The organism is Methylobacter sp. sgz302048, assembly GCF_052162025.1.
In the GTDB taxonomy this organism is placed as follows: domain Bacteria; phylum Pseudomonadota; class Gammaproteobacteria; order Methylococcales; family Methylomonadaceae; genus Methylobacter.
In genome coordinates this window covers 2,598,866-2,621,167 of record NZ_CP197401.1, presented here as the reverse complement: position 1 = coordinate 2,621,167, position 22,302 = coordinate 2,598,866, and the positions used below count along the sequence as shown (strand labels likewise).

The following is a 22,302-nucleotide window of genomic DNA, read 5'->3' as shown; positions in this document are numbered from 1 at the left end:
AGCATAATGCTGGAAATTGCATTAGGGATTATTATTTTCACGGTTATCGTGATTGCGCTGGTATTTGTTATTATCGGCGCAAAAAATAAACTGGTTGCCTCCGGGGACGTTGAAATTCTGATCAATGATGAAAAGAAAATTCATGTGCCTGTGGGGTCAAAATTGTTAACGGCATTGGCTGATAACGGCTTGTTCGTACCATCAGCGTGCGGCGGTGGCGGTACTTGTGCTCAGTGCCGGGTAAAAGTACATTCAGGCGGCGGTGAGATTCTGCCGACTGAAACATCGCATATTACTAAACGTGAAGCGGCCGAAGGCGAGCGTCTTTCCTGTCAGGTCACGGTTAGAAATAATATGGAAATTGAAGTCGAAGACGATGTTTTCGGCGTCAAGAAATGGGAATGCACAGTTAAATCCAACCACAACGTAGCGACTTTCATTAAAGAGCTGGTGCTGGAATTGCCTGAAGGTGAAGAAATCAAGTATCGTGCAGGCGGTTACATTCAGATTGAGTGTCCTCCGCATGTGGCTAAATACAGTGATTTCAACATCGAAGAAAGATTCCATGAGGATTGGGATAAATACAACCTGTGGCGTTATGTCTCCGACGTAAAAGAGCCGGCTTTGCGCGCTTATTCCATGGCTTCCTATCCTGAAGAGAAAGAGATTATGCTGAACGTGCGTATTGCGACACCGCCTCCAGGTGCTCCTGATAGCGTACCGCCAGGTATCATGTCTTCTTATATCTTTAATTTGAAGCCAGGTGATAAATGTATCGTTTCCGGTCCTTATGGCGAATTCTTCGCTAAAGACACCGATGCCGAAATGGTCTTCATCGGTGGTGGTGCAGGTATGGCACCTATGCGTTCTCATATCTTTGACCAACTGCGCAGGCTGAAGTCCAAACGCAAGATGACGTTCTGGTATGGCGCACGAAGCAAACGCGAAATGTTCTATGTGGAAGATTTCGATATGCTGGCCAGAGAAAATGATAACTTTGAATGGCATGTGGCTCTATCAGATCCATTGCCTGATGATAACTGGACAGGTTATACCGGTTTTATTCATAATGTGCTTTATGAAAACTTCATAAAGAACCATCCGGCGCCTGAAGATTGTGAGTTCTACATGTGCGGACCTCCAATCATGAACTCCTCAGTTATCAACATGCTGTTGGAAAACGGCGTTGAACCAGAGAATATCTTCCTGGATGACTTTGGCGGTTAAGTAAGACATAGAATCTCTCCCGCAAGGATAAACTTCTTGCGGGAGAGGGCTAGTGGAATCACATGAAAACTATCAAACAGCGACGAGGAGCATGGCTTGGTCTGCTCCTCGTTTTTTTATTGTCGGCATGCGGCAATGAAGCAGAAGAGTACCCGTTCATCTACTCAGGATTAACAGAGGGTACCAGTTTCCATATTAAAGTCAGTAAATTGCCCGAATCAGTGGTTTCAGAGCAACTGAAACATCAAATCATGGCTCTTTTGGATGAGATAAATGGGCAGATGTCCACTTATCTGGAAGATTCGGAACTGTCCAGTTTTAATCAAAACACTTCGACTGATTGGGTCCCCGTTTCCGCGCCTTTATTTACAGTATTGAAAGAAGCGCAAAGAATTAGCCGATTGACCAACGGAGCCTTTGATGTAACCGTGGGTTCTCTGGTCAATTTGTGGGGATTTGGGCCAGATCCGATGAAATTTGTCGCGCCTGACGATGCGCTTATACAGGAGCGATTGAACAAAATTGGCTATAAATATCTAAGTATTAAAGAAGAATCGTTAGCTGTTAAAAAAGCGATACCAGACCTGTATGTGGATTTGTCGGCTATAGCAAAAGGCTACACTGTGGATCAGGTAGGCTTGTTATTGGAAAAGAATGGCATAACCGACTATATGGTCGAAATTGGCGGAGAGATAAGAGTAAGAGGGAAAAATGCGAATGCCGAGCCTTGGCATATAGCTATTGAGAAGCCAACACCGGATACAAGAGTGATAGAGAAAGTGGTTGGCATTTCCGATATAGCTATGGCAACTTCCGGGGATTATCGGAATTTTTTCGAAGGTGATGGCGTACGTTTTTCCCATACTATCGATCCAAGAACAGGGCGGCCCATAACGCATAAGCTCGCATCCGTTACGATCCTGAGCAAAACGACGATGGAAGCCGATGCACTGGCAACCGCTATTATGGTGTTGGGTCCGGATGAAGGTTATAAATTTGCCGAGCGCAATAATATAGCGGCATTATTTATTATTAAAAAAGATTCGGGTTTTTACGAAAAAAGCACGCGAGCCTTTACTGGCTTTACAGAATTGAAAAGGTAACATCATGACTTATTTTCTTGTAACTTTTGTATTCATGCTTGTTGTTATTGCAATAATGGCGATAGGGGTTATTTTTGGCAGAAAGGCTATTAAAGGATCATGCGGCGGCGCTAATAACGGAAATTGCATATGCGTTGAAAAATGTGATAAAAGGAAAAAGCTGGAGGCTGAAGGAAAGGTTTAGGACAGTTCTGCAAGGATTTGCATAAGCAGGACGGCAGGCTCTGAAGTGAAATAATAAATTACAATGAGGAGTTCGTTATGTTGGCTAAAATCACTGTTGCAGATTATATGACCAAGCATTTGGTTACTTTGACTAAAGAAATCAATGTTTTTGATGCTATAAAGAAACTGTTGGATCATAGAATTACCAGCGCCCCGGTGCTTGACAATCATGGCCAGTTGATCGGTATGTTCTCGGAAAATGATGTGATGCGGGTTGTTGCGGAAAACGTTTACGATCAGGGCATGGGCGGTAAAGTCGGCGAATATATGACAAAAGACGTAATTCGTGTTGAGTCTGACTCATTTATTGTTGACGTGGCGGAAAAATTTCAGCAATCCAAAGACAGAAGCTTTCCTGTTTTTGAAGATACTGACCTGGTAGGCATTGTCAGCCGAACTGATGTTTTAAGAGCATTGGCTTCGCTCGAATCTTAAATAAAGTTTAGGGATTAATTTTCATTGGATGAAGAGCGGCACGTTTTTTTGGCATGACTATGAGACATTCGGAACAGACCCGCGGAGAGACAGGCCTGTTCAGTTTGCCGGTATTCGGACCGATTATGATTTCAATATTGTAGACGACCCTCTCGTCGCTTATTGCCAACCATCGGCAGATTCACTGCCGCATCCTGACGCCTGTGTTATCACAGGAATTACCCCTCAATTTGCCGAGCAGAAAGGCATTTGCGAAGCGGAATTCACGCGACTGATTCATCAGCAGTTGTCTCAGCCTAATACCTGCACTGTCGGCTATAACAGTATCCGTTTCGATGACGAAGTAACGCGCAATTGCCTTTACCGAAATTTTTATGATCCTTATGCGCGTGAATGGCAAAATGGCAATTCACGCTGGGATCTGATCGATCTGGTTAGGGCTGCGCGTGCTCTGCGTCCTGATGGCATACACTGGCCAGTTAATGAAGATGGAAGGCCCTGTTTCAGGCTCGAAGAGTTAACCCAAGCGAATGGTATTGAACATTCAGCTGCGCATGATGCGCTTTCCGATGTGTATGCCACTATAGCGATAGCCAGGTTAGTTAGAAAAGCCCAGCCAAAACTGTATCAGTTTTTACTGCAGCATCGGATTAAATCCGAGGTGCTTAATTTGTTGCAACTCGGCAGCTTTAAACCGCTTGTGCATATTTCGGGCAAATACGCAGCGACCAAGAATTGTCTTGCTGTCATTTTACCTGTCTGCAAGCATCCGACCAACAGTAATGGCATCATTGCTTACGATCTTTCTATAGATCCTGAACCGATGCTGTCGTTATCTGTCGAAGAAATTCAGCAGAGGATCTTTACATCAACCGGTGAATTGCCGGAAGGCGTTGAGAGAATACCGCTAAAAACGGTTCATATAAATAAATGTCCCGTGCTGGCTCCGGTGTCTGTTATCAGGCCGAATGATGCGGAGCGGCTGGAAATCGACCTGGCTTTCTGCTATGCCAATATTGAAAAGATTAAGGCGGCAACTAACCTGGAAGCGAAACTTTCGGCCGTTTTTAGTCACGACTACGCAGAGCAGGAATATGATCCGGACTTGGCGCTTTATAGCGGCGGTTTTTTCTCTGAATCAGATAAACAAAAAATGGCGAGAATTAGGGGTATGGCGCCGGATCAATTGGCAAAAGCGGTTTTTGATTTTTCTGATGCTCGCTTGCCGGAGATGCTATTTAGATACCGGGCGCGCAATTATCCGAAAACTCTGACTCATGAAGAGACGCAGAGATGGCATGAGTTTTGTGGAAACCGGTTAACAGGCGGACGGACTGGGGCCGGGATTCTGTTTGGCGATTATTTCAATCGCCTTGAAGAACTTAAAGGTAATGAAAATATTAACCCGGATGTGATTACAGCACTGGAAGCATACGCTTTCGAGAAAATGGAACGGTTCGGCGTTAAGTTAGTTTGATGAAAGGCTCTGCAAAATTAATTTTATATTCAGTTGTATCAGTCAAGATAACTGTTCCGCTCATAAGCTTGGATTAAGAATGCGCTAACTGATGCCAGTTGCATGGAGTTGGCATATAATGGGTGGTTCAGTTTATATGTTTCCATAAGGAAGTTAATCATGAAGAAATTTGTTTTATTTGCTCCAGCTTTACTGTTCTTTTTTGCTTCGGCTGTTAATGCGCACGGTCCTGTTCGCCAGAAAGCGGAAGAAGAAATCACCATCAATGCGCCTGCCGAAAAAGTCTGGGGCATCATTAAAGACTTTGGCGATATGTCATGGCACCCCGGCATCAAGGATACCAAAGCCGATAAAGGCAACGATAAAGGTTCAGTCCGTGTTCTGACTTTGAAAGACGGCGGTACTATTACCGAAGAATTGAAAAAGCATGACGACAAAAAAATGACGTATGCTTATAAAATCACTGAAATGAGCACAGCGAAAACCATTACTCATGCCGGCGCTGAAGAGAAAGTGCCTGTTTTGCCAGTTGACAACTATGCGGCCAGCATTGAGGTAGAAGGCAAAGGCAATACATCGGTTGTATCCTGGAAAGCGGGTTATTACCGCGCTTACATGAATAACAATCCGCCTGCGGAAATGAATGAAGAAGCTGCTAACACGGCTGTGACGGCTATTTTAAAATCAGGTTTGGAAAATCTGAAAACCTTAGCTGAAAAGTAAGGGTTTACGCGTGTTCCGAGTGAACCACATGGCTGTAGCGATGGCGGTCGCTACAGCCTTCTTATCAGCATCGGTTATGGCGGAGCCTTTCGCCTATATCAGTAATCAATTGGCGGACAGCGTTTCCATTATCGACACGAAAAAAGGTACAGTAGTCGATACGATTGCCGTTGCCGGCAAGCCTGCCGGTGTTGCCGTTGCACCGGACGGTAACAGAATTTATGTCAGCGCTCCGGAAGCGAGAGGCTTTGCTGTTCTGGATGCAGTAAAACGCAGAGTTATTTCTGAAGTCGCCGTCGGCGATGGTGCTTTAGGCATTGCTACGGCGCCGGACGGCAAGCGCATCTATGTAGCGGATTGGTATAAGAATACCGTATCAGTGATTGATGCCGATAGTTTGAAAATCGTAGAAACCATTGTCGTGGGCAAATCGCCCTCCGGCTTGATGGTGAGTCCTGATAATCGCTGGTTATATGTCGCTAACCGGTTGGATGATTCAGTCTCGCAGATCGATCTGGATAAACTGACGATCAGAAATACTACAAAGGTTGGCGCGCATCCGTTTGGCCTGACCGTTGATAGCAAAGGCGAACGCATCTATGTCGCTAATGTGGAAAGCGATGATGTAACGGTATTGGAAAAAAGCCATCTAAAACGCATTGCGACAGTCAAAGTAAATAGCCGGCCTTATGCTGCTGCCCTGGCGAAGGGCGACGGTCTTTTATTTGTCACCAATCAGGATGACGGCTCGGTTTCGGTCATTGATACCGCCACATTAAAAGAAATCGCCCTGATTGATGTCGGCGATAAACCGGAAGGCATTTATACGCATCCGGATGATCGGCATGTTTATGTGGCGAACTGGTTCGACAGCAATGTTTCCGTGATCGACGCACAGACATTGGAAGTGGTTGATACGATCCAGACCGGCGAAGGCAGTCGCGCGTTCGGGCAATTCATCGCCAAGTAACATGGCTTCGGATAAGTGTCGGAAAATTGCTGAACTATTGTTTCAAGTGGAAGTTCAGTTGCGACAGCTGAATTATTGGCAGGGTGCTTTACCTCCGGTTGAGGCGCTTTCGAGTGAACTGCCTTTTAGCTGCGATACTTTGGATTTCCCTCAATGGTTGCAATTTATATTTCTGCCAAGAATGCGGGCATTAATCGAACATGCAGCACCGTTGCCGACTGCTTGCGCTATTGCGCCTTATGCCGAGGAATATTTCAGACATGATGCCAATCTACAAACTTTATTGGCGCATTTGGCCGAAATTGATACACTGCTCACCGATTTGTAATAACGTGGAGCTAATATGGCTGAAACTGTAGATGAATTGACTGTAACTTACGAAGATGGCGGGATTGAGACGGTCAAAGAGCTGGATAAAAAAGTGCTGACCAAAGGAGCCTGGGCTACGGTCATGTTCCGTTACCAGGATTGGGATCGCGCCAAAGGGGAATATGGCCCTGATAAATATACCATTCGCCGCTATCAGAAACGCAACGGCGAATACCAGCAAAAATCAAAATTCAATATTTCCAGTAAGGAGCAGGCAAAGGGCATTATTGAGGCGCTGGAAGCGTGGATAGAAAAAGAATAGTCTTGGAGCCACTGGTTGTAGGCTAATTAATCCAGCCATTCGATAATATGATCTTCCAGATCATCAACCTCTGATTCCCTTATCGCATAACTACTGATTGAGATACCTGCTTCCTGCACGCTTTCGGCATTTCCTGAAACCAGAGGATGCCAGTCAGGAAGCTCTCCGCCATCATTGAGCAAACGGTAGGCGCAGGTTGATGGCAGCCAATTGTATGCAGTAAAGCCGGGCTGTCTTAAATCAATGCACTCGGGCACTACAGTGAAGCGGTCGGCGTAGTGGGTGCATCGGCAAGTTTCCAGGTCTATCTGGTCGCAAGCGGCGCTGGTGAAATAGATATCACCGGTATCTTCGTCTTCCAGCTTGTTCAGGCAACATCTGCCGCAGTTATCGCACAACGACTCCCATTCTTCGGCCGTCATTTCAATCAGTTTTTTGGTTTTCCAGAAGCTCATAAATGTATTCTTTCCATTAAATAACACAGGCAGTCCTGCCTGATCACATGTTCATCCAGTGTCAGCATGGAAGGCATGGTGTTATTTCGGTTTATCAATAAATCGCCGTTTTCAATAGAGAAACATTTTTCAGTCACATCATTTCCGGATTCATCCTGAGCGATGAGCGGTATCAGCGAGTTGAATCTGGAAGTTCCCCATACAGTACCGGCTGGAATCTCGGTAAAGTTCATGCGTTCAAGGTCTTCATTCAGCAAAAGATCGGCATCGGTTCGGTTAAAGCTGAAATTAATTTTTTCATGCACTTTAACCTGGGCGATCGTATGAAAAAGGTCAATATCCTGAGGCTGAACTTGATGCAACGGTAATGCGGCAAGATTCAGGCAACTGTTCAGGTATTCAAGCACATGTTCGATACCATAGTGTTGGCCGGGGCGGCCGCACTCCAGAGTGACAGCCGGGCATATTTCCGCGAATGCGGCTGTTTGTACGCCTTTAGGCCGGATAAAGTAGACAACCAGCCGGCCGAATAGGGAGGCCAGTTGTAGAAACGGGTTATCCAGCCTAGTGACACAGGCATAATGAGGGTTTAATCCGGTATTGTTATGTATATCGACGCTGGCAAAAACACGGCGCTTCTTCATGATCGAGACAATTTCCCTTGCCATTTCGGTTTCCGCGCAATCAGGCAGCTCGGTGCCAGGCCAGATGCGGTTGTAATCAGGCTGGTTATCAAGTCTTCGCAAGTTTTTACTGGCGGCGCTGATATTGCCGAAGAAAATGGACAGTGAGCGCGGCAAAGGCTGGTTTTGATATTTTTTCAGCAGTAGTTGCAGTGCGAAAAGTCCTGTCGATTCATTGCCATGCAGCAAAATTGATACAAATAGAGGTTCGGCATGTCTGCCCGCCAAATGAATCAGGGTTGGCTCGGGCAATATCCTGTGCAAACTTTCCGGCGTGGCTTCCAGCAGGCCATCGGGCAAGTAATCCAATTGATTAAGGCTCAATGTTTTCACGCTAAGGTCCAAGTGCTGACAGGGTTGCCGCTATTTTGATTTTTAAGGTAATTTCGCATCATCTCCGTGAAATCATGATCGTGTTCGTGGATATACTGGCGCTGCCATTGAGAGCCATTTTGCCTATGGGCGATACGTTGCCGGATAATATCCAGATAAGTGTCGATATCTGTACGGCGAATGCCCAGAGATTCCAGACCTGACGTCGCTCTAGGTAAAAGTTCGGTTTGGAATAAATGAGATAGACGCTGTTTATGGCCGTCAAACCAGATGATATGGCTGTCCAGGCCGAAACGGGCTGCCTTATAAAAATTATCCTTGGCTTGGGCAAACGGCAATGGCCAGCCTTTGGTTACGATTTCATCGCAGATGCTCTGGGTCAGTCCATAGTAAAACGCCGCGTTGGCAATCGAATCGATCACGCTGGGGCCGGAAGCGGGTGTTCTATGTTCTACCCGGATATGCGGTGTGCCGTCTCCATCGAAACCGACTAATGGCCTATTCCAGCGCCAGATGGTGCCGTTATGCAGACGCAGGTGTGCGAAGGCTTCGATGGCGGAGTCCTGCTCGACAGGCAATAACACAGGAAAGTGATCAAGATTTTCCTGAAAGCATTCGATGATAGAGTGTCTTGCGTAGTCAGATCCGAAGCTGACGCGTTTGATCGGGCCATGCGAGGCGCCTGAATAGCCGCCGGATTCAACAGACTGTTCGAACAGCGGAATGCGTGATTCATGCCAGAGCTCTCTGCCGAACAAGAAAGGAGCGTTGGCGCATAACGCGACAACTGGAGCCGAGGCCATGATCGAAGCGTTATAAAAATGATGCGCAATGCTTAGCGGCAGTTGGATATGCAATTGAAATGACGTGGTGGCTGACTCTATCATCACGTCGTCATGGTCGAATTTCAGGTGTTCCGCACCATTGATATCGATGTGTATCGGCCTGCCGCGGGCATGCAGCACTTGCTCATTCAGGGCGCGATACCTGTTCATGTTTGACATATTGCTCAGATTCAAGTCCGACTGTTTTAAAGTCGGCAGAATGCCAATCATGACAACGTTGCTGCTTAGGGCTTCCGCGTGCTGACAGGCTTCTGCCCAAGTTGTCTGCAACTGCTCGTGCAGGCGGCTGAAAACATCATCCGTTAAAGGTGCAGGCGTGCTGTTGAATTCTATATTGAATTTGGCGAGTTCCGCCGAAGCCCACGGATGGTTGAACGTAGCCAGATAATTTTCATTAGTCGGTGATGGGCGCATGTTTTCATCGACCAGCCAGGCTTCAATTTCGAAGCCGGCCACAGGCTGATGGGTGGAACAGGCATTCTGTTCAATTAATTGGCTGAGCAGATGAGTCTCCTGCTTGAGCTTTTGATAAAAACGCTCGAAGTTCTTCTCATCAAATTGCTCTAAAGAGATTTCCTGGCCCATGATTGCACCAAATCAAGCAAAGTTAAATCATCATACGTCGGTTCAAAGCTCACATCAATGTGATTGGCAACGGATGAAAAAGTGCCATTAACCTTGAACTTCCAGTAATTCCCATACGGGCTTGATATGGGGAGGGAGAGGGGCGAGCCGGCCTAACTCAACCCACTGATTTTCAGGATTGTGAAAGTCAGAACCTGCTGATCCCGCCAGCTCAAAGCGTGCGGCGTAGCCGGCAACCAATTTAATTTCATCGGCACTAATTCTGCTTGTTACAACCTCTATACCTTGGCCGCCAGCTTCCTTAAAAGCGGTCAACAGCCGTTTCATCCAGTTGGCCGTCAGCTTGTAACGCAACGGATGGGCCAAGACGGCAATGCCGCCTGACTCGGTGATCCAATTGATCGCTTGCTCCAGTTCGGCCCAGGGTGTGGATACATAGGCCGGTTTACCCCGGGCCAGATAACGGTCGAAAGCTTCCTGCTGCGTTGACACGTGGTGCTGTGACAGCAGGAAGTCAGCAAAATGGGTGCGTGTGATCATGCTGTCGCCAGCAGCTCGCTTGACAGCTTCGAATGCGCCGGGAATACGTTTTTTCTCGAGTTTCTGGGCGATTTTTTCAGCGCGTTCCAGACGCACGGTTTGCAGGTTCTGAGTGGCTTGAGCCAATGGGCCATAATCAGGATTGATCCCCAGGCCGACTATATGAAAACATTTGTCGTGCCAGCTGGTGGAAAGTTCGATGCCAGATATCAGCTTGATGCCGCTTGCAGCCGCCGCAGCCCGGGCTTCGGTGAGTCCGGCTGTCGTATCGTGATCGGTCAAAGCCAGTGAGGTAACGCCTTGCTCATGGGCGCGTTTTATGAGTTCCGTTGGCGATAATGCACCATCGGAAGCCGTTGAGTGACAGTGCAGATCGTATATTTCAGCCATGACTATTGATAATCCCCATAAAGCTTGGCGTAAAGACCTTTTTGATTGATTAAAGTTTCATGACGGCCTTGTTCGCAAATACTGCCGCCTTCAAATACATAGACATGATCGGCTTGTTTTACGGCGCTCAGGCGATGCGCAATAATGATGGTTGTGCGGCCTTTCAGGAAATCGGCGAGGGCTTGATGCAATTTATGTTCTGTTTCGCTATCGAGTGCCGAAGTGGCCTCGTCAAGTATCACGACTTTAGGATTGGCGACTATCATCCGCGCGATGGCCATGCGTTGCCGTTGGCCGCCGGAAAGCCGCATGCCATGACGGCCGACTACCGTATCCAAACCTTTTTCCAGGTCGCTGACCGTGTCTTTTAATTGCGCGATCGCCAGTGCATGCCATAATTCGGCATCGGTAGCGGATCTGCCCAGTGTCAGGTTGGCGCGGATGGTATCGTTGAACAGAATAGGCTGCTGCAGGACGGTTACGACATTTTCCCGGACAACCTCAAGGCCGATATGATCGATGGGGACATCGTCAAAATAAATCCGGCCGCCGCTGGACGGATAGAGACCGATGAGCGTTTGTATCAGTGTGGATTTGCCGCCGCCGCTGGCGCCGACCAGCGCCACTTTTTCGCCGGCTTTGATTTCCAGATTGATGCCGTTCAGTATTTGCTCATCGCCATAGCTGAAGTGTAGATTGTCGACACGTATGGAGACGGTTTTTTTATTCAGGAACGGATTTTCCAGATGTGGGTAATGGGGTTCCTGCTGCAGCGCATTCAGGCGGTTGATGCGTCTTAGAGCGGCTTTGGCCGCGTAAAACGCATATTGAATATTCAGCACTTCCTGGACCGGAGCCATCATAAACCAGAGGTAGCCGAATACGGCAAGCATTTCGCCTATGCTAAGGTCGGAATAGAAAACCATGAGCATGGCGCAGGCGCGAAACACGTCGAAGCCGAATAGAAATACCAGAAAGCTCATCCGGTTGGCCGCATCGCTTTTCCAGGCAAAGATCATTGAATAATCCTTCACCGAACGGGCCGATTCGACCAGCTGTTGACAATAATGCTTCTCGCGATTGCTGGCGCGGATTTGATGAATCGCTTCCAGCGTTTCGGTTAACGATTGCTGAAATACTTCATAAGCGGAATTTTCCTTGGCTTTCAGATCCTTGACACGTGATCCGACGACACGCGTGAAATAGATCACGACAGGATTTAATAATAAAATAAACAAACCCAGCTGCCAGTGCATCCATAGCAGGATGCCGGCTGTACCGATGATGGTCAGGGCGGCTATCAGCAATTTGCTGATGGTAGAGCCTATGAAGGTATCAATCGTATCCAGATCAGTCACCAGGTGCGTGACCACAGTGCCTGTTCCCAGGTTTTCGTATTCGGACATGGAAATCGTCTGCAGACGCCTGATCAGATTCTTACGGATACGAAAAATGATATCTTTGGAAATAAAGGAGAATTGCCGGGCTTGAATGATGTTGAAAATAATCGCAAAAATGCGCAGCAGCAGGCTTGCCAGCAAAACGGCCGCAATATAAAGGATCGGCGTGTGCCAGTGGGCCGGCGTCAGCGAATTGATGAATGCGATGGTCATGCCGGGCTTGTTCAGCAGGACTTCGTCGACCAGCAACGGCATCAGCAAAGGAACCGGTACGCTGGCGATAGTCGCCAGAATCGCGATCAGATGCGCATTGATCAGTTGTTTTTTGTGCTCTGAAACGATTTGAAAGATATAATCCCAGCCGTAATATTGCGTGGCCTGTTTTGAGGGATGCTTTGTTTGCACGATAGGTATGATGCGTTCTATAAACCCCCCATTATATCTGTCTGACATCTTTAAGAAAATAACTAAAACTGTTGTTAAAAATTATGAAGAAGAAATACCGATACGGATATTTGTTATTAATGTGCGTGCTGACCTTGCCAGTTAACGTATCGGGAAATACACTGGAACAGCAACGAGCTGATTTTCTGCAAGCGGAAAAGTTGATTGCCCAAGGAAACGACGAGGCATTTTGGGACCTCGCTCCGTCTTTAAAAAGCTATCCTTTGTATCCGTATCTGCACTATCAGTGGCTAAAGAATAATTTGCATCAGACGAGCCGAATTCTGGGATTTTTATCGGAATACAAAGATACACGTTATGCCGATTTGTTAAGGTCTCAATGGCTGAGCTACTTGGCTCAGCATGAAAACTGGTACGAATTTCTTCAACATTATCAGGCAAGCGGCAACAGCGCGCTGGAATGCCAGTTTTACTGGGCCAAATATCTGACGGGCGACACTGAACTGGCATTGAATGAAGCAAAGCGCCTGTGGACAGTGGCGAAGTCTCTGCCTAAGGAATGCGATGCATTGACGTCAGCATTGATCAAGTCGCCGCTTTTTACGCAGGAGTTGATCTGGCAACGCTTCGAATTGGCATTGCGGAAAGATAATGTCCAGCTGGCGGAGTATCTGAAGCGTTTATTAACGGATCAGGCTATTGCCGATGTATGGCTGCAAATTCATAAAAAGCCCGAGCTAATAGGAAGCGATACTTTAGGGATCAACCCGGACCAGCAGGGTGGGCGTATCTTTGCGCATGCTGTCGACAGAATGGCCAAAACAGATCCCGAGTTGGCGATGCAAATCTGGGACAGCAGGAAATACAATTTCGCTATAGATGCGCAAACGGACCAGCGAATCGAACGAAGACTCGCACTGGCCCTGGCATTCAATAAGAACAAAAAAGCCTATGATCGTCTGAGCCGATTGGGCAATGTCGATGCGGAGGTCAGGGAATGGAAAGCCAGAGCCGCCTTGCTCGAACAGAATTGGCAACATGTTGCCGATGCGCTGGCGGGCTTGACGGATCAGGAGCGGCTGGAGCCCCGATGGCAGTACTGGCAAGCTCGCTCGCTGGCTAAAACGGGCGATGTGTTGCAGGCGCAGGCTATCTACAATCATCTTGCTGAAGACCGGAGTTTTTACGGCTTTCTTGCAGCCGATACCGTCAGCAAGCCTTATCATTTAACCGATAAACCTGTTTTTCTGTCAGGGAATGAGCTTGAGGCACTGGCCGAAGAAAATGACTTTGAAATAGCCCGGGAGCTCGATTTTCTGGGGCGTATGTCAGAAGCGCAACGGCAATGGTGGTTTGCCATCAAAAAACTGCCCAAAGAGCGCTTGATGACTGCGGCCAAATTGGCTCAACAGTGGCAATGGAATCAAGTGGCTATTTTTACGCTGGCTAAGGCCGATTACTGGGATGACATGGGGCTACGGTTCCCGGTCAATTATCTCAATGAAGTCAGTAATAATGCATATAGACACAATCTTGATCCGGCTGTAATTTTCGGCCTCATTCGCCAGGAGAGCGTGTTTGACAGGTATGCCGAGTCGCCGGTCGGCGCCAGAGGACTTATGCAGATTATGCCGAAAACGGGCCAGCAAATTGCACGGGACCTTCGCGAGAATTGGCAATCCGAGGCAAGCCTGTTTGATCCCGATATTAATGTCAAATACGGTTCCTTTTATTACAGACAACTGTTGGACCGGTTTAACGGTCATTTCGCACTGGCAACTGCCGCTTATAATGCAGGGCCCAGGCGGGTAGGACAGTGGCTGCCTAGTGGCGAGACTGTGCCGGCGGACATATGGATAGAGACCATCCCGTTTAAGGAAACCCGAAAATATGTATCTTCAGTGCTTTCTTACATTATGATTTATCAGGAGCGTATGCACAGGAAAGCGCTCAGGATAAAAGATTTCATGCTGGATGTGCTACCGGGCTAAAAATTGAGCTGATTTTTTTTGGTGTCTGTTAGATAATGCGCGTTTGATGCAAGAATAATTATTATTAACTTAGGTACATAAATATTATGGAGAAACAGCATAGTTTTACGCGCGAAGAATTATTGAAGTCCGGTAGGGGGGAGCTATACGGGCCGAAAAATGCGCAATTGCCTCTACCAAATATGCTAATGATGGACCGGATTACTCATATATCGGATGAAGGCGGCGCTTACGGGAAGGGCGAAATTATTGCTGAGCTGGATATAACTCCTGATTTATGGTTTTTTGCTTGCCATTTCCAAGGCGATCCGGTGATGCCGGGCTGCTTGGGATTAGATGCCATGTGGCAATTGATAGGCTTCTATTTGTGCTGGATGGGCGGACCAGGTAAAGGACGGGCTTTAGGTGTAGGTGAAGTTAAATTTACTGGGCAGGTTTTGCCAACCGCTAAAAAAGTGATTTACCGAGTCAATCTGAAAAGAGTAATAATGCGGAAGTTGGTTATGGGTATCGCTGATGCCACTATGGAAGTTGACGGTAAAGTAATTTACGAAGCTACCGATTTGCGGGTTGGTTTATTTACTTCTACAGAAGATTTCTAGAGGCTATTGTAATGAAAAGAGTCGTGGTAACCGGTTTAGGCATCGTTTCCAGCATCGGCAATAACCGAAATGAGGTTGTAAATTCCTTAAAAGAAGGGCGTTCTGGAATCGTTTTTGCCGATGTTTATAAAGAACTTGGCTTTCGCAGTCATGTTCATGGACCTGTCAATATAGATCAGGACGAATTTATAGACCGTAAAATAAAACGTTTTATGGGCGATGGCGCTGCATTTAATTACATTGCCATGCAGCAGGCCATTGATGATGCAGGCCTTGCGGAGTCGGACGTATCAAATGTCAGGACCGGTCTGGTGATGGGATCAGGTGGCCCTTCAACCTCGAATCTCGTGGATGCGGCTGATATTTTGCGCGAAAAAGGCATTAAAAAAGTAGGCCCTTATATGGTGACCCGGACCATGTCCAGCACCAATACGGCTTGTCTGGCGACACCTTTTAAAATCAAAGGCGTCAATTACTCCATCAGCTCCGCTTGTGCGACCAGTGCTCACTGTATCGGCCATGCCATGGAATTGATCCAGATGGGTAAGCAGGATATTGTGTTTGCCGGCGGCGGCGAGGAAGTGCACTGGACCATGTCCGTCCTGTTCGATGCGATGGGCGCACTGTCAGCCAAGTACAACGATACGCCGACGACAGCGTCAAGGCCTTACGATGAAACCCGCGACGGTTTCGTTATTTCCGGCGGCGGCGGTGTGCTGGTCATCGAGGAGCTGGAACATGCCAAAGCCCGCGGCGCCAAGATCTATGCCGAACTGACAGGTTACGGCGCAACCTCTGATGGTTATGATATGGTTCAGCCTTCAGGCGAAGGCGCTGTGCGCTGCATGCAGCAGGCGCTGGCAACTGTGCATGACAAGATCGATTACATCAATGCACATGGTACCAGTACGCCCGTTGGCGATACCAGAGAATTGGAAGCCATGCGTACCGTATTCGGCGCCGGCAATGTGCCATGGGTCAGCTCAACGAAGTCCCTGACAGGCCACGCATTAGGTGCAGCCGGTGTTAATGAGGCCATTTATTCTTTATTGATGATGGAAGAAAACTTCCTGAGCGCTTCAGCCAATATCACGCATCTGGATCCGAATGCGGAAGGTATTCCCATCGTGCGCGAGCGGCAGGATGATGTCACGCTAAATACCATCATGTCGAACAGTTTCGGCTTCGGTGGAACCAACGCAACCTTAATCTTCCAACGTTACAACGGCTAACGTATTCCATCCGGGGTTCTGATGAACCCCGGTCTTTATTTCGTTTTATTAAGTCAACATTATTCTGACCATGTCAGATCCAGATCAAAAATCCAGAACCCAATTCAATAAATTACAGAAACGTTTGCGCCATGCTGTAGGCGATGCAATCGCCGACTATAACATGATCGAAAACGGCGATAAGATCATGGTGTGCCTGTCCGGCGGTAAGGACTCCTATACTTTATTGGATATTCTGCTCAATCTGCAGAAAACAGCGCCGGTTGAATTCGAACTGATTGCCGTCAATTTGGACCAGAAACAGCCGGGCTTCCCCGAGCATGTATTGCCGGACTATCTCGAATCCATCGGCGTTCCTTATCATATTATCGAAAGGGACACTTACAGCATCGTCAAGCGCATCATTCCCGAAGGCAGCACAACCTGCGGCCTTTGTTCACGATTGCGGCGCGGCGCCTTGTATGGTTATGCTGAAGCCAACGGCATTACCAAGATCGCTTTAGGCCACCATCGCGACGATATTCTTGAAACTTTCTTCCTGAATATTTTTTATGGCGGCAAGCTGAAAGCCATGCCGCCCAAACTGCTCAGTGACGACAGGAAAAATATCGTGATCCGGCCGCTGGCCTATTGCCGCGAGAAAGATATTGAACGGTTTGCTGCGTTCAAGAAGTTCCCGATCATTCCTTGCAATCTGTGCGGCTCTCAGGAGAACCTGCAGCGGCAGGCCATGAAAGTCATGCTGAAAGGCTGGGACAAACAGTTTCCGGGCCGGTTGGAAACCATCTTTACCAGTCTGCAGAATGTGGCGCCTTCGCAATTGGCCGATACGCAATTGTTCGATTTTGCAGGACTGAAACGCGGCGAATCCACTGGAGAGGAAGAACAGGTCATTTCATTTAATGCCGCCGGGTTGGATATATTAGCTCAATAAGGGCTATGGCAATCATCGTTCTTTTTACTGACTTTGGGCCGGCCGGGCCGTATACCGGGCAAATGGAGGTTGTGCTGCGGCAAATGGCGCCAGCGCATCCGGTTATTGATCTGCTCAGTAATGCGCCTATTGCTAATCCTCGCGCTAGTTCTTACTTGCTGGCCGCTTTGCGGCACAGCTTCCCGAAAGGCAGCATTTTTTTGACGGTGATCGATCCCGGCGTCGGAAGCGAACGCAAAGCGGTAGTTTTGCAAGCCGACGGCCAGTATTTTGTCGGCCCCGATAATGGTCTGTTAAATACGGTCGCCGTGCAATCCCGACAGGTGCAGTGGTTTGAAATTGTCTGGCGTCCCGAACAGTGTTCGATGAGCTTTCATGGCAGGGATTTATTTGCGCCTGCCGCAGCGAGGCTCGCCTGTGATGCCGCAGACGATTTATTGAGACCGTTTACTAGGCATGATCTGGACGCTTGGCCTGTAGATTTGGCTGAAGTGATCTATTTTGATCATTACGGCAATGCCATGACCGGCTTGCGCTATCATGAAGGGTTGGCGGGCAAGTCGTTGATGGTTAACGGTATTGTTATGGAACAGGCCGATACTTTTAGCGCTGTCGCCGAACATCAGGCTTTCTGGTATAAAAACTCCAGCGGCCTGGTTGAAATAGCCGTCAATAAAGGCAGTGCGAGGCAGCTTGGCCTTGATGTAGGTACTGTCATTTCTTTCGGCAAATAACACACCTGCCGATATTCACAGACATTCGCTCATGATCGAATCATCTAATCGCTGGCAGTTCTGGATAGACAGGGGCGGGACCTTTACCGATATCGTGGCCCGCAGTCCTGAAGGCGGGCTTGTCAGCCGGAAACTCCTGTCCGAAAATCCGGAACGCTATCAGGATGCTGCTATACAAGGTATGCGTGAAATACTGGGCGTTAAGGATGGGGTGTTGCCCGGTGAAATGATAGAGGCGGTAAAAATGGGCACAACGGTAGGGACCAATGCCCTGCTGGAGCGGCATGGCGAGCCGACCGCTTTGATCATAACCCGTGGCTTTAAGGACTGTTTGCGCATCGGTTACCAGAACCGTCCCGATATTTTTGCCTTGAACATCCAGTTGCCTGAGCAGCTCTATCGAAGCGTTACGGAAATCGACGAGCGGGTTAGCGCCCAGGGCGATATTCTGATTCCTCTCGATAAACAACAAGCCAGACAGCAATTGCAGGCTGTTTACGATGCCGGTTTTCGCTCCATAGCCATCGTGCTGATGCATGCCTGGCGGTATTCGGCTCACGAGCGGTTATTGCAGGATTTGGCTGAAGAAATCGGTTTCCCGCAAATATCAGTATCGCATCAGGTCAGTCCCTTGATGAAGATTGTCGGCCGGGGCGATACGACGGTCGTTGATGCCTATCTGTCGCCGTTGCTCAGGCGCTACGTCAAACAGGTGGCCGATGGCATTAATGGTAATAGTCATGCGGCCCGCCTGCTGTTCATGCAGTCAAACGGCGGTTTGACCGATGCTGCAAGTTTTCAAGGCAAAGACAGCATTCTCTCGGGGCCGGCCGGCGGCATAGTCGGCGCAGTGGCTGTTTCAGCCAGGGCTGGGTTTGATAAGATCATTGCTTTTGACATGGGGGGGACATCCACTGATGTCGCTCATTATGCCGGTGAATATGAGCGCAGTTTTGAAACGGAAGTGGCCGGCGTAAGGATGCGTGCGCCAATGATGCATATTCATACCGTCGCTGCAGGCGGCGGCTCCATTCTGCATTTCGAAGCGGGACGCTATCGGGTAGGGCCCGATTCCGCCGGCGCCAATCCGGGGCCCGCGGGCTATCGTCGCGGCGGTCCTTTAACCGTTACCGACGCCAATATTTTGCTCGGCAAGCTGCCGTTATTTCCCCATGTTTTTGGCCCCGAGGGTAATCTGCCATTGGATCAGGGCCGAGTCAGGCAGTTGTTCACCGAATTGGCGGAACAGATCAATGCAAAGACCGGCGACAATAGAACCCCGGAACAGGTTGCGGAAGGATTTTTGTCCATCGCAGTTGAAAACATGGCGGCCGCGATTAAAAAAATATCGGTACAGAAAGGCTATGATGTTTCCCAATACAGTTTATGCTGTTATGGCGCGGCCAGTGGCCAACATGCCTGTGCGGTTGCTGATAGATTGGGCGTTCAACGTATTCTGCTGCATCCGCTGGCCGGCGTCTTGTCGGCTTACGGCATGGGGTTGGCCGATGTCAGGCTGCTGAAAGAACAGGCGCTGGAACTGCCGTGGCAGGAAACTTCGCTGGCCGATTTGCAATCGATTATAGCGGGCCTTGAACAGCGCGGCCGCCAGGAGATGCTGGCGCAGCATATCGATGCGGCTCACATTAACGCAATCGGCCGCCTGCGCCTTCGTTTTCAAGGCACCGACACGGCTTTACCGGTCGTGTTTGCCGATAAGGAAACGATGCTCAATGCGTTTCAAAGCAAATACAGGCAGCAATTCGGTTTTGTTTATCAGGGCAAACCGCTGGTGATCGAAGCAGCTTCTGTGGAAGTCATCGGCGTCAATGAACAGGTCGAAGATCGGCAGTTTTATGCAGAGCATCCGCATGATCAGCCGTTGTTCCTCACGCGCGTATTCATGCAGAATGACTTTCACCAAGCGCCGGTTTACCGTAGAGAGCAACTGCAAGCCGGCGTTCCGATACCAGGACCCGCCATTATTATCGAGCCGACTTCGACTATCGTCATCGAGCCGGATTGGCAGGGCGAAATGACTGCTCAGCAGGATTTGATCCTGACGCGCGTACAAACCAAAGCCCGGCAGAACATTCTGGCATCATCGACACCCGATCCGGTGATGCTGGAGATATTCAACAAACTGTTCATGTCCATTGCCGAGCAGATGGGCTTTGTGCTGCAAAATACCGCATACTCGGTCAATATCAAGGAACGACTGGATTTTTCCTGCGCCATTTTCGACGGAAAAGGGCAGTTGGTTGCCAATGCGCCCCATATTCCAGTGCATCTGGGATCAATGGGTGAAAGCGTTCAGTCCTTGCTGCGGGCAGAGCGCGCCACCATGCAGGAAGGCGATGTTTATCTGCTGAATTCACCCTATCATGGCGGAACGCATCTGCCTGATATTACGGTCGTGACACCGGTTTATAGAGACAACGAGCTATTGTTTTTTGTCGCTTCCCGAGGGCATCATGCCGACGTCGGCGGCATCACGCCCGGCTCAATGCCCCCGCATAGTCGGGAAATAGAAGAGGAAGGCGTGCTCAGCAGCGGTATGAAGATTGTCAGCAGAGGGCATTTTCAGGAGCATCTCATTCGAAACTGGCTGTTGTCAGGAAAGTATCCTGCACGCAATCCGGAACAAAATATAGCCGATCTGCAGGCTCAGATTGCCGCCAATCAAAAAGGGCGGCAGGAGCTCAAAAACATGGTCGACAGCTATTCGCTGGCTACGGTCCGGGCCTACATGCAGCATGTGCAGGACAATGCCGAAGCGGCGGTGCGCCATGTCTTGAAGTCGCTACCAGATGGACAGTTTGTTTACAGTATGGATGACGGCGCCGAAATCGTCGTAGCTGTCACCGTAAATCGGGAAACCGGAACAGCGATAATCGATTTCAATGGCACTTCCAAACAGTCGGCAACTAACTTCAATGCGCCGTCAGCCGTTTGTAAAGCTGCCGTGCTCTATGTGTTCAGAACCTTAGTGCAGCATGACATCCCGCTGAATGCGGGTTGTCTGAAACCGCTGGAACTCATCATTCCGGAAGGTTCGCTGTTAAATCCGCATTATCCTGCGGCGGTTGTCGCAGGCAACGTCGAAACTTCGCAATATATTGTCGATGCTTTATATGGCGCATTAGGCGTATTGGCAGGATCACAAGGCACAATGAATAACCTGACCTTCGGCAATGCCCAATACCAGTACTACGAGACGATCTGTGGCGGTGCGGGAGCTGGCGCTGATTTTGACGGTTGCGATGCCGTTCATACGCACATGACCAATTCCCGCATAACCGATCCTGAGGTGCTGGAGTGGCGGTTTCCGGTTTTATTGGAAGAGTTCTCAATGAGAGCAGGCAGCGGCGGCACCGGCAGGCATAAAGGCGGCAATGGTGTGCAGCGCAGGATCAGATTCATGGAGCCTATGACCGTCAGTGTTTTATCCAGTCACCGGTTCAAACCCACATTTGCAGTCAACGGCGCAGAACCGGGGAAATGCGGCAAAAATAGCGTTATCCGGAAAAACGGCACAATAGAATGTTTACCGGGCTGCGCACAAATTGAGGCTCAAGCTGGCGATGCAATTCAAATTGAAACTCCAGGAGGAGGCGGTTATGGATGATTTTCAATTTTGAGTCGGATTTTGAGCTAAAAAACTGACGAAAAAGGTTGCTTTTTAAAGTGGTTGGGTTAATATATACAGATCGCGGAGAGATGGCTGAGTGGTTTAAGGCAGCGGTCTTGAAAACCGTCGTGGGTTTGTAGCCCACCCAGAGTTCGAATCTCTGTCTCTCCGCCATTCATACTTTCCTTTCTAAAAATAATCACCCGGCATTCAATCAAAACCTTATCTAAGCGAAGGTGTTGCTTTGATATGGTAGTAATGCATTAATTGACTATCAAATTCTCATCTCAATATTATCTAAATTTTATTTTATTTCAATAAATTAAATATTAATTTATTGATTCCCATCGTACAAGTTTTCATAATCCAGTAGCGCGAAATTAGTTGCAATAGCTAACGATTTGCGAAATTCATCTTCAAATTTGCGCTTGAAAGGGACAAAGTCATTTTCGTGCGCGATAACCCACCTTCTCCCATGACTCATGTCGATTGTTCAAGAGCTCTCGGTCGTATTTGTACTGAGAGGCTTCGGATCAACCTCATTACCGAAAAATGGCTGGGCGTCCAGCTGATGGGCGGAGAAGTGATCAATGCCGAGAGGACTGTTGGCGGTAGAAGAAGCGTAGTCTGACCCGGCGAGCTGTATGTGATGAATCGGTTTGGAATCAAAGCCGCATGAAGCGGTCAACAATTATTGATTCGAGTGCAGCGGGTTATGGCTTAGTTATAGAGATTTGCAGTTAGCGCATAA

General features: G+C 48.5%; 20 protein-coding genes and 1 tRNA gene. 16 read left to right on the top strand and 5 right to left on the bottom strand.

Features of this window, described 5'->3' with window-relative positions; translation table 11 throughout:
- Positions 1-6: 6 nt before the first annotated feature.
- The 9 genes from nqrF (at position 7) to ACTNE6_RS11870 (ending at position 6,791) form a co-directional block, all read left to right on the top strand.
- On the top strand, positions 7-1,227 hold the full coding sequence (gene nqrF / locus ACTNE6_RS11910; RefSeq protein WP_228779067.1) for an NADH:ubiquinone reductase (Na(+)-transporting) subunit F: 1,221 nt from the start codon (positions 7-9) through the stop codon (positions 1,225-1,227).
- A 62-nt stretch (positions 1,228-1,289) separates the two neighbouring features.
- A complete protein-coding gene (locus tag ACTNE6_RS11905) occupies positions 1,290-2,330 on the top strand; it encodes an FAD:protein FMN transferase (protein ID WP_442496866.1) in 1,041 nt (346 codons plus the stop codon).
- A gap of 4 nt (positions 2,331-2,334) precedes the next feature.
- Positions 2,335-2,514, top strand: coding sequence for a (Na+)-NQR maturation NqrM (gene nqrM / locus ACTNE6_RS11900; protein ID WP_194970088.1), 180 nt, complete (start codon positions 2,335-2,337; stop codon positions 2,512-2,514).
- A 77-nt stretch (positions 2,515-2,591) separates the two neighbouring features.
- The gene (locus ACTNE6_RS11895) at positions 2,592-2,990 is read left to right on the top strand and encodes a CBS domain-containing protein (protein WP_442496865.1); all 399 of its coding nucleotides are present in this window, start codon (positions 2,592-2,594) and stop codon (positions 2,988-2,990) included.
- A gap of 28 nt (positions 2,991-3,018) precedes the next feature.
- On the top strand, positions 3,019-4,467 hold the full coding sequence (gene sbcB, locus ACTNE6_RS11890) for an exodeoxyribonuclease I (protein ID WP_442496864.1): 1,449 nt from the start codon (positions 3,019-3,021) through the stop codon (positions 4,465-4,467).
- Positions 4,468-4,626: 159 nt separating this feature from the next.
- Positions 4,627-5,190 (top strand): SRPBCC family protein, encoded by a 564-nt coding sequence (locus ACTNE6_RS11885; protein ID WP_442496863.1) that lies wholly within the window; start codon positions 4,627-4,629, stop codon positions 5,188-5,190.
- 28 nt (positions 5,191-5,218) lie between these two features.
- On the top strand, positions 5,219-6,160 hold the full coding sequence (locus ACTNE6_RS11880; protein ID WP_442496862.1) for a YVTN family beta-propeller repeat protein: 942 nt from the start codon (positions 5,219-5,221) through the stop codon (positions 6,158-6,160).
- A gap of 1 nt (position 6,161) precedes the next feature.
- Positions 6,162-6,488, top strand: coding sequence for a YqcC family protein (locus tag ACTNE6_RS11875; RefSeq protein ID WP_194970084.1), 327 nt, complete (start codon positions 6,162-6,164; stop codon positions 6,486-6,488).
- A gap of 15 nt (positions 6,489-6,503) precedes the next feature.
- Positions 6,504-6,791: a hypothetical protein gene (locus tag ACTNE6_RS11870; RefSeq protein WP_194970083.1), complete on the top strand. Its 288-nt coding sequence runs from the start codon at positions 6,504-6,506 to the stop codon at positions 6,789-6,791.
- Positions 6,792-6,817: 26 nt separating this feature from the next.
- On the opposite strand, the gene ACTNE6_RS11865 is transcribed toward ACTNE6_RS11870, so the two are convergent.
- From ACTNE6_RS11865 to ACTNE6_RS11845, 5 genes are all read right to left on the bottom strand, one after another.
- Positions 6,818-7,246, bottom strand: a complete 429-nt coding sequence (locus ACTNE6_RS11865) for a YcgN family cysteine cluster protein (protein ID WP_194970082.1) — start codon at positions 7,244-7,246, stop codon at positions 6,818-6,820.
- Positions 7,243-8,253, bottom strand: coding sequence for a M14 family metallopeptidase (locus ACTNE6_RS11860; RefSeq protein ID WP_442499696.1), 1,011 nt, complete (start codon positions 8,251-8,253; stop codon positions 7,243-7,245). Before ACTNE6_RS11860 ends, ACTNE6_RS11865 begins: the two co-directional genes overlap by 4 nt.
- A gap of 5 nt (positions 8,254-8,258) precedes the next feature.
- The gene (locus ACTNE6_RS11855; RefSeq protein WP_442496861.1) at positions 8,259-9,692 is read right to left on the bottom strand and encodes a glutamate--cysteine ligase; all 1,434 of its coding nucleotides are present in this window, start codon (positions 9,690-9,692) and stop codon (positions 8,259-8,261) included.
- Positions 9,693-9,779: 87 nt separating this feature from the next.
- Complete coding sequence (locus ACTNE6_RS11850; RefSeq protein WP_442496860.1) at positions 9,780-10,622, bottom strand: PHP domain-containing protein; 843 nt, start codon at positions 10,620-10,622, stop codon at positions 9,780-9,782.
- Between the two features lie 2 nt (positions 10,623-10,624).
- The gene (locus ACTNE6_RS11845; RefSeq protein WP_442496859.1) at positions 10,625-12,427 is read right to left on the bottom strand and encodes an ABC transporter ATP-binding protein; all 1,803 of its coding nucleotides are present in this window, start codon (positions 12,425-12,427) and stop codon (positions 10,625-10,627) included.
- Positions 12,428-12,510: 83 nt separating this feature from the next.
- On the opposite strand from ACTNE6_RS11845, the gene ACTNE6_RS11840 reads away from it, so the two are divergent.
- From ACTNE6_RS11840 to ACTNE6_RS11810, 7 genes are all read left to right on the top strand, one after another.
- Positions 12,511-14,418 carry a transglycosylase SLT domain-containing protein gene (locus tag ACTNE6_RS11840; protein ID WP_442496858.1) on the top strand — a complete coding sequence of 636 codons (1,908 nt, stop codon included), beginning with the start codon at positions 12,511-12,513 and terminating at the stop codon, positions 14,416-14,418.
- A gap of 86 nt (positions 14,419-14,504) precedes the next feature.
- Entirely contained in the window at positions 14,505-15,020 is a 516-nt protein-coding gene (gene fabA, locus ACTNE6_RS11835) for a 3-hydroxyacyl-[acyl-carrier-protein] dehydratase FabA (protein WP_194970078.1), read from the top strand.
- Positions 15,021-15,031: 11 nt separating this feature from the next.
- Entirely contained in the window at positions 15,032-16,252 is a 1,221-nt protein-coding gene (fabB, locus tag ACTNE6_RS11830; RefSeq protein ID WP_442496857.1) for a beta-ketoacyl-ACP synthase I, read from the top strand.
- Positions 16,253-16,322: 70 nt separating this feature from the next.
- On the top strand, positions 16,323-17,186 hold the full coding sequence (gene ttcA, locus ACTNE6_RS11825; protein WP_442496856.1) for a tRNA 2-thiocytidine(32) synthetase TtcA: 864 nt from the start codon (positions 16,323-16,325) through the stop codon (positions 17,184-17,186).
- Between the two features lie 5 nt (positions 17,187-17,191).
- Positions 17,192-17,920, top strand: a complete 729-nt coding sequence (locus ACTNE6_RS11820; RefSeq protein ID WP_442496855.1) for an SAM hydrolase/SAM-dependent halogenase family protein — start codon at positions 17,192-17,194, stop codon at positions 17,918-17,920.
- Positions 17,921-17,951: 31 nt separating this feature from the next.
- Positions 17,952-21,548, top strand: coding sequence for a hydantoinase B/oxoprolinase family protein (locus tag ACTNE6_RS11815; protein WP_442496854.1), 3,597 nt, complete (start codon positions 17,952-17,954; stop codon positions 21,546-21,548).
- 86 nt (positions 21,549-21,634) lie between these two features.
- Positions 21,635-21,725: transfer RNA gene (locus ACTNE6_RS11810), tRNA-Ser, on the top strand.
- Positions 21,726-22,302: the final 577 nt, after the last annotated feature.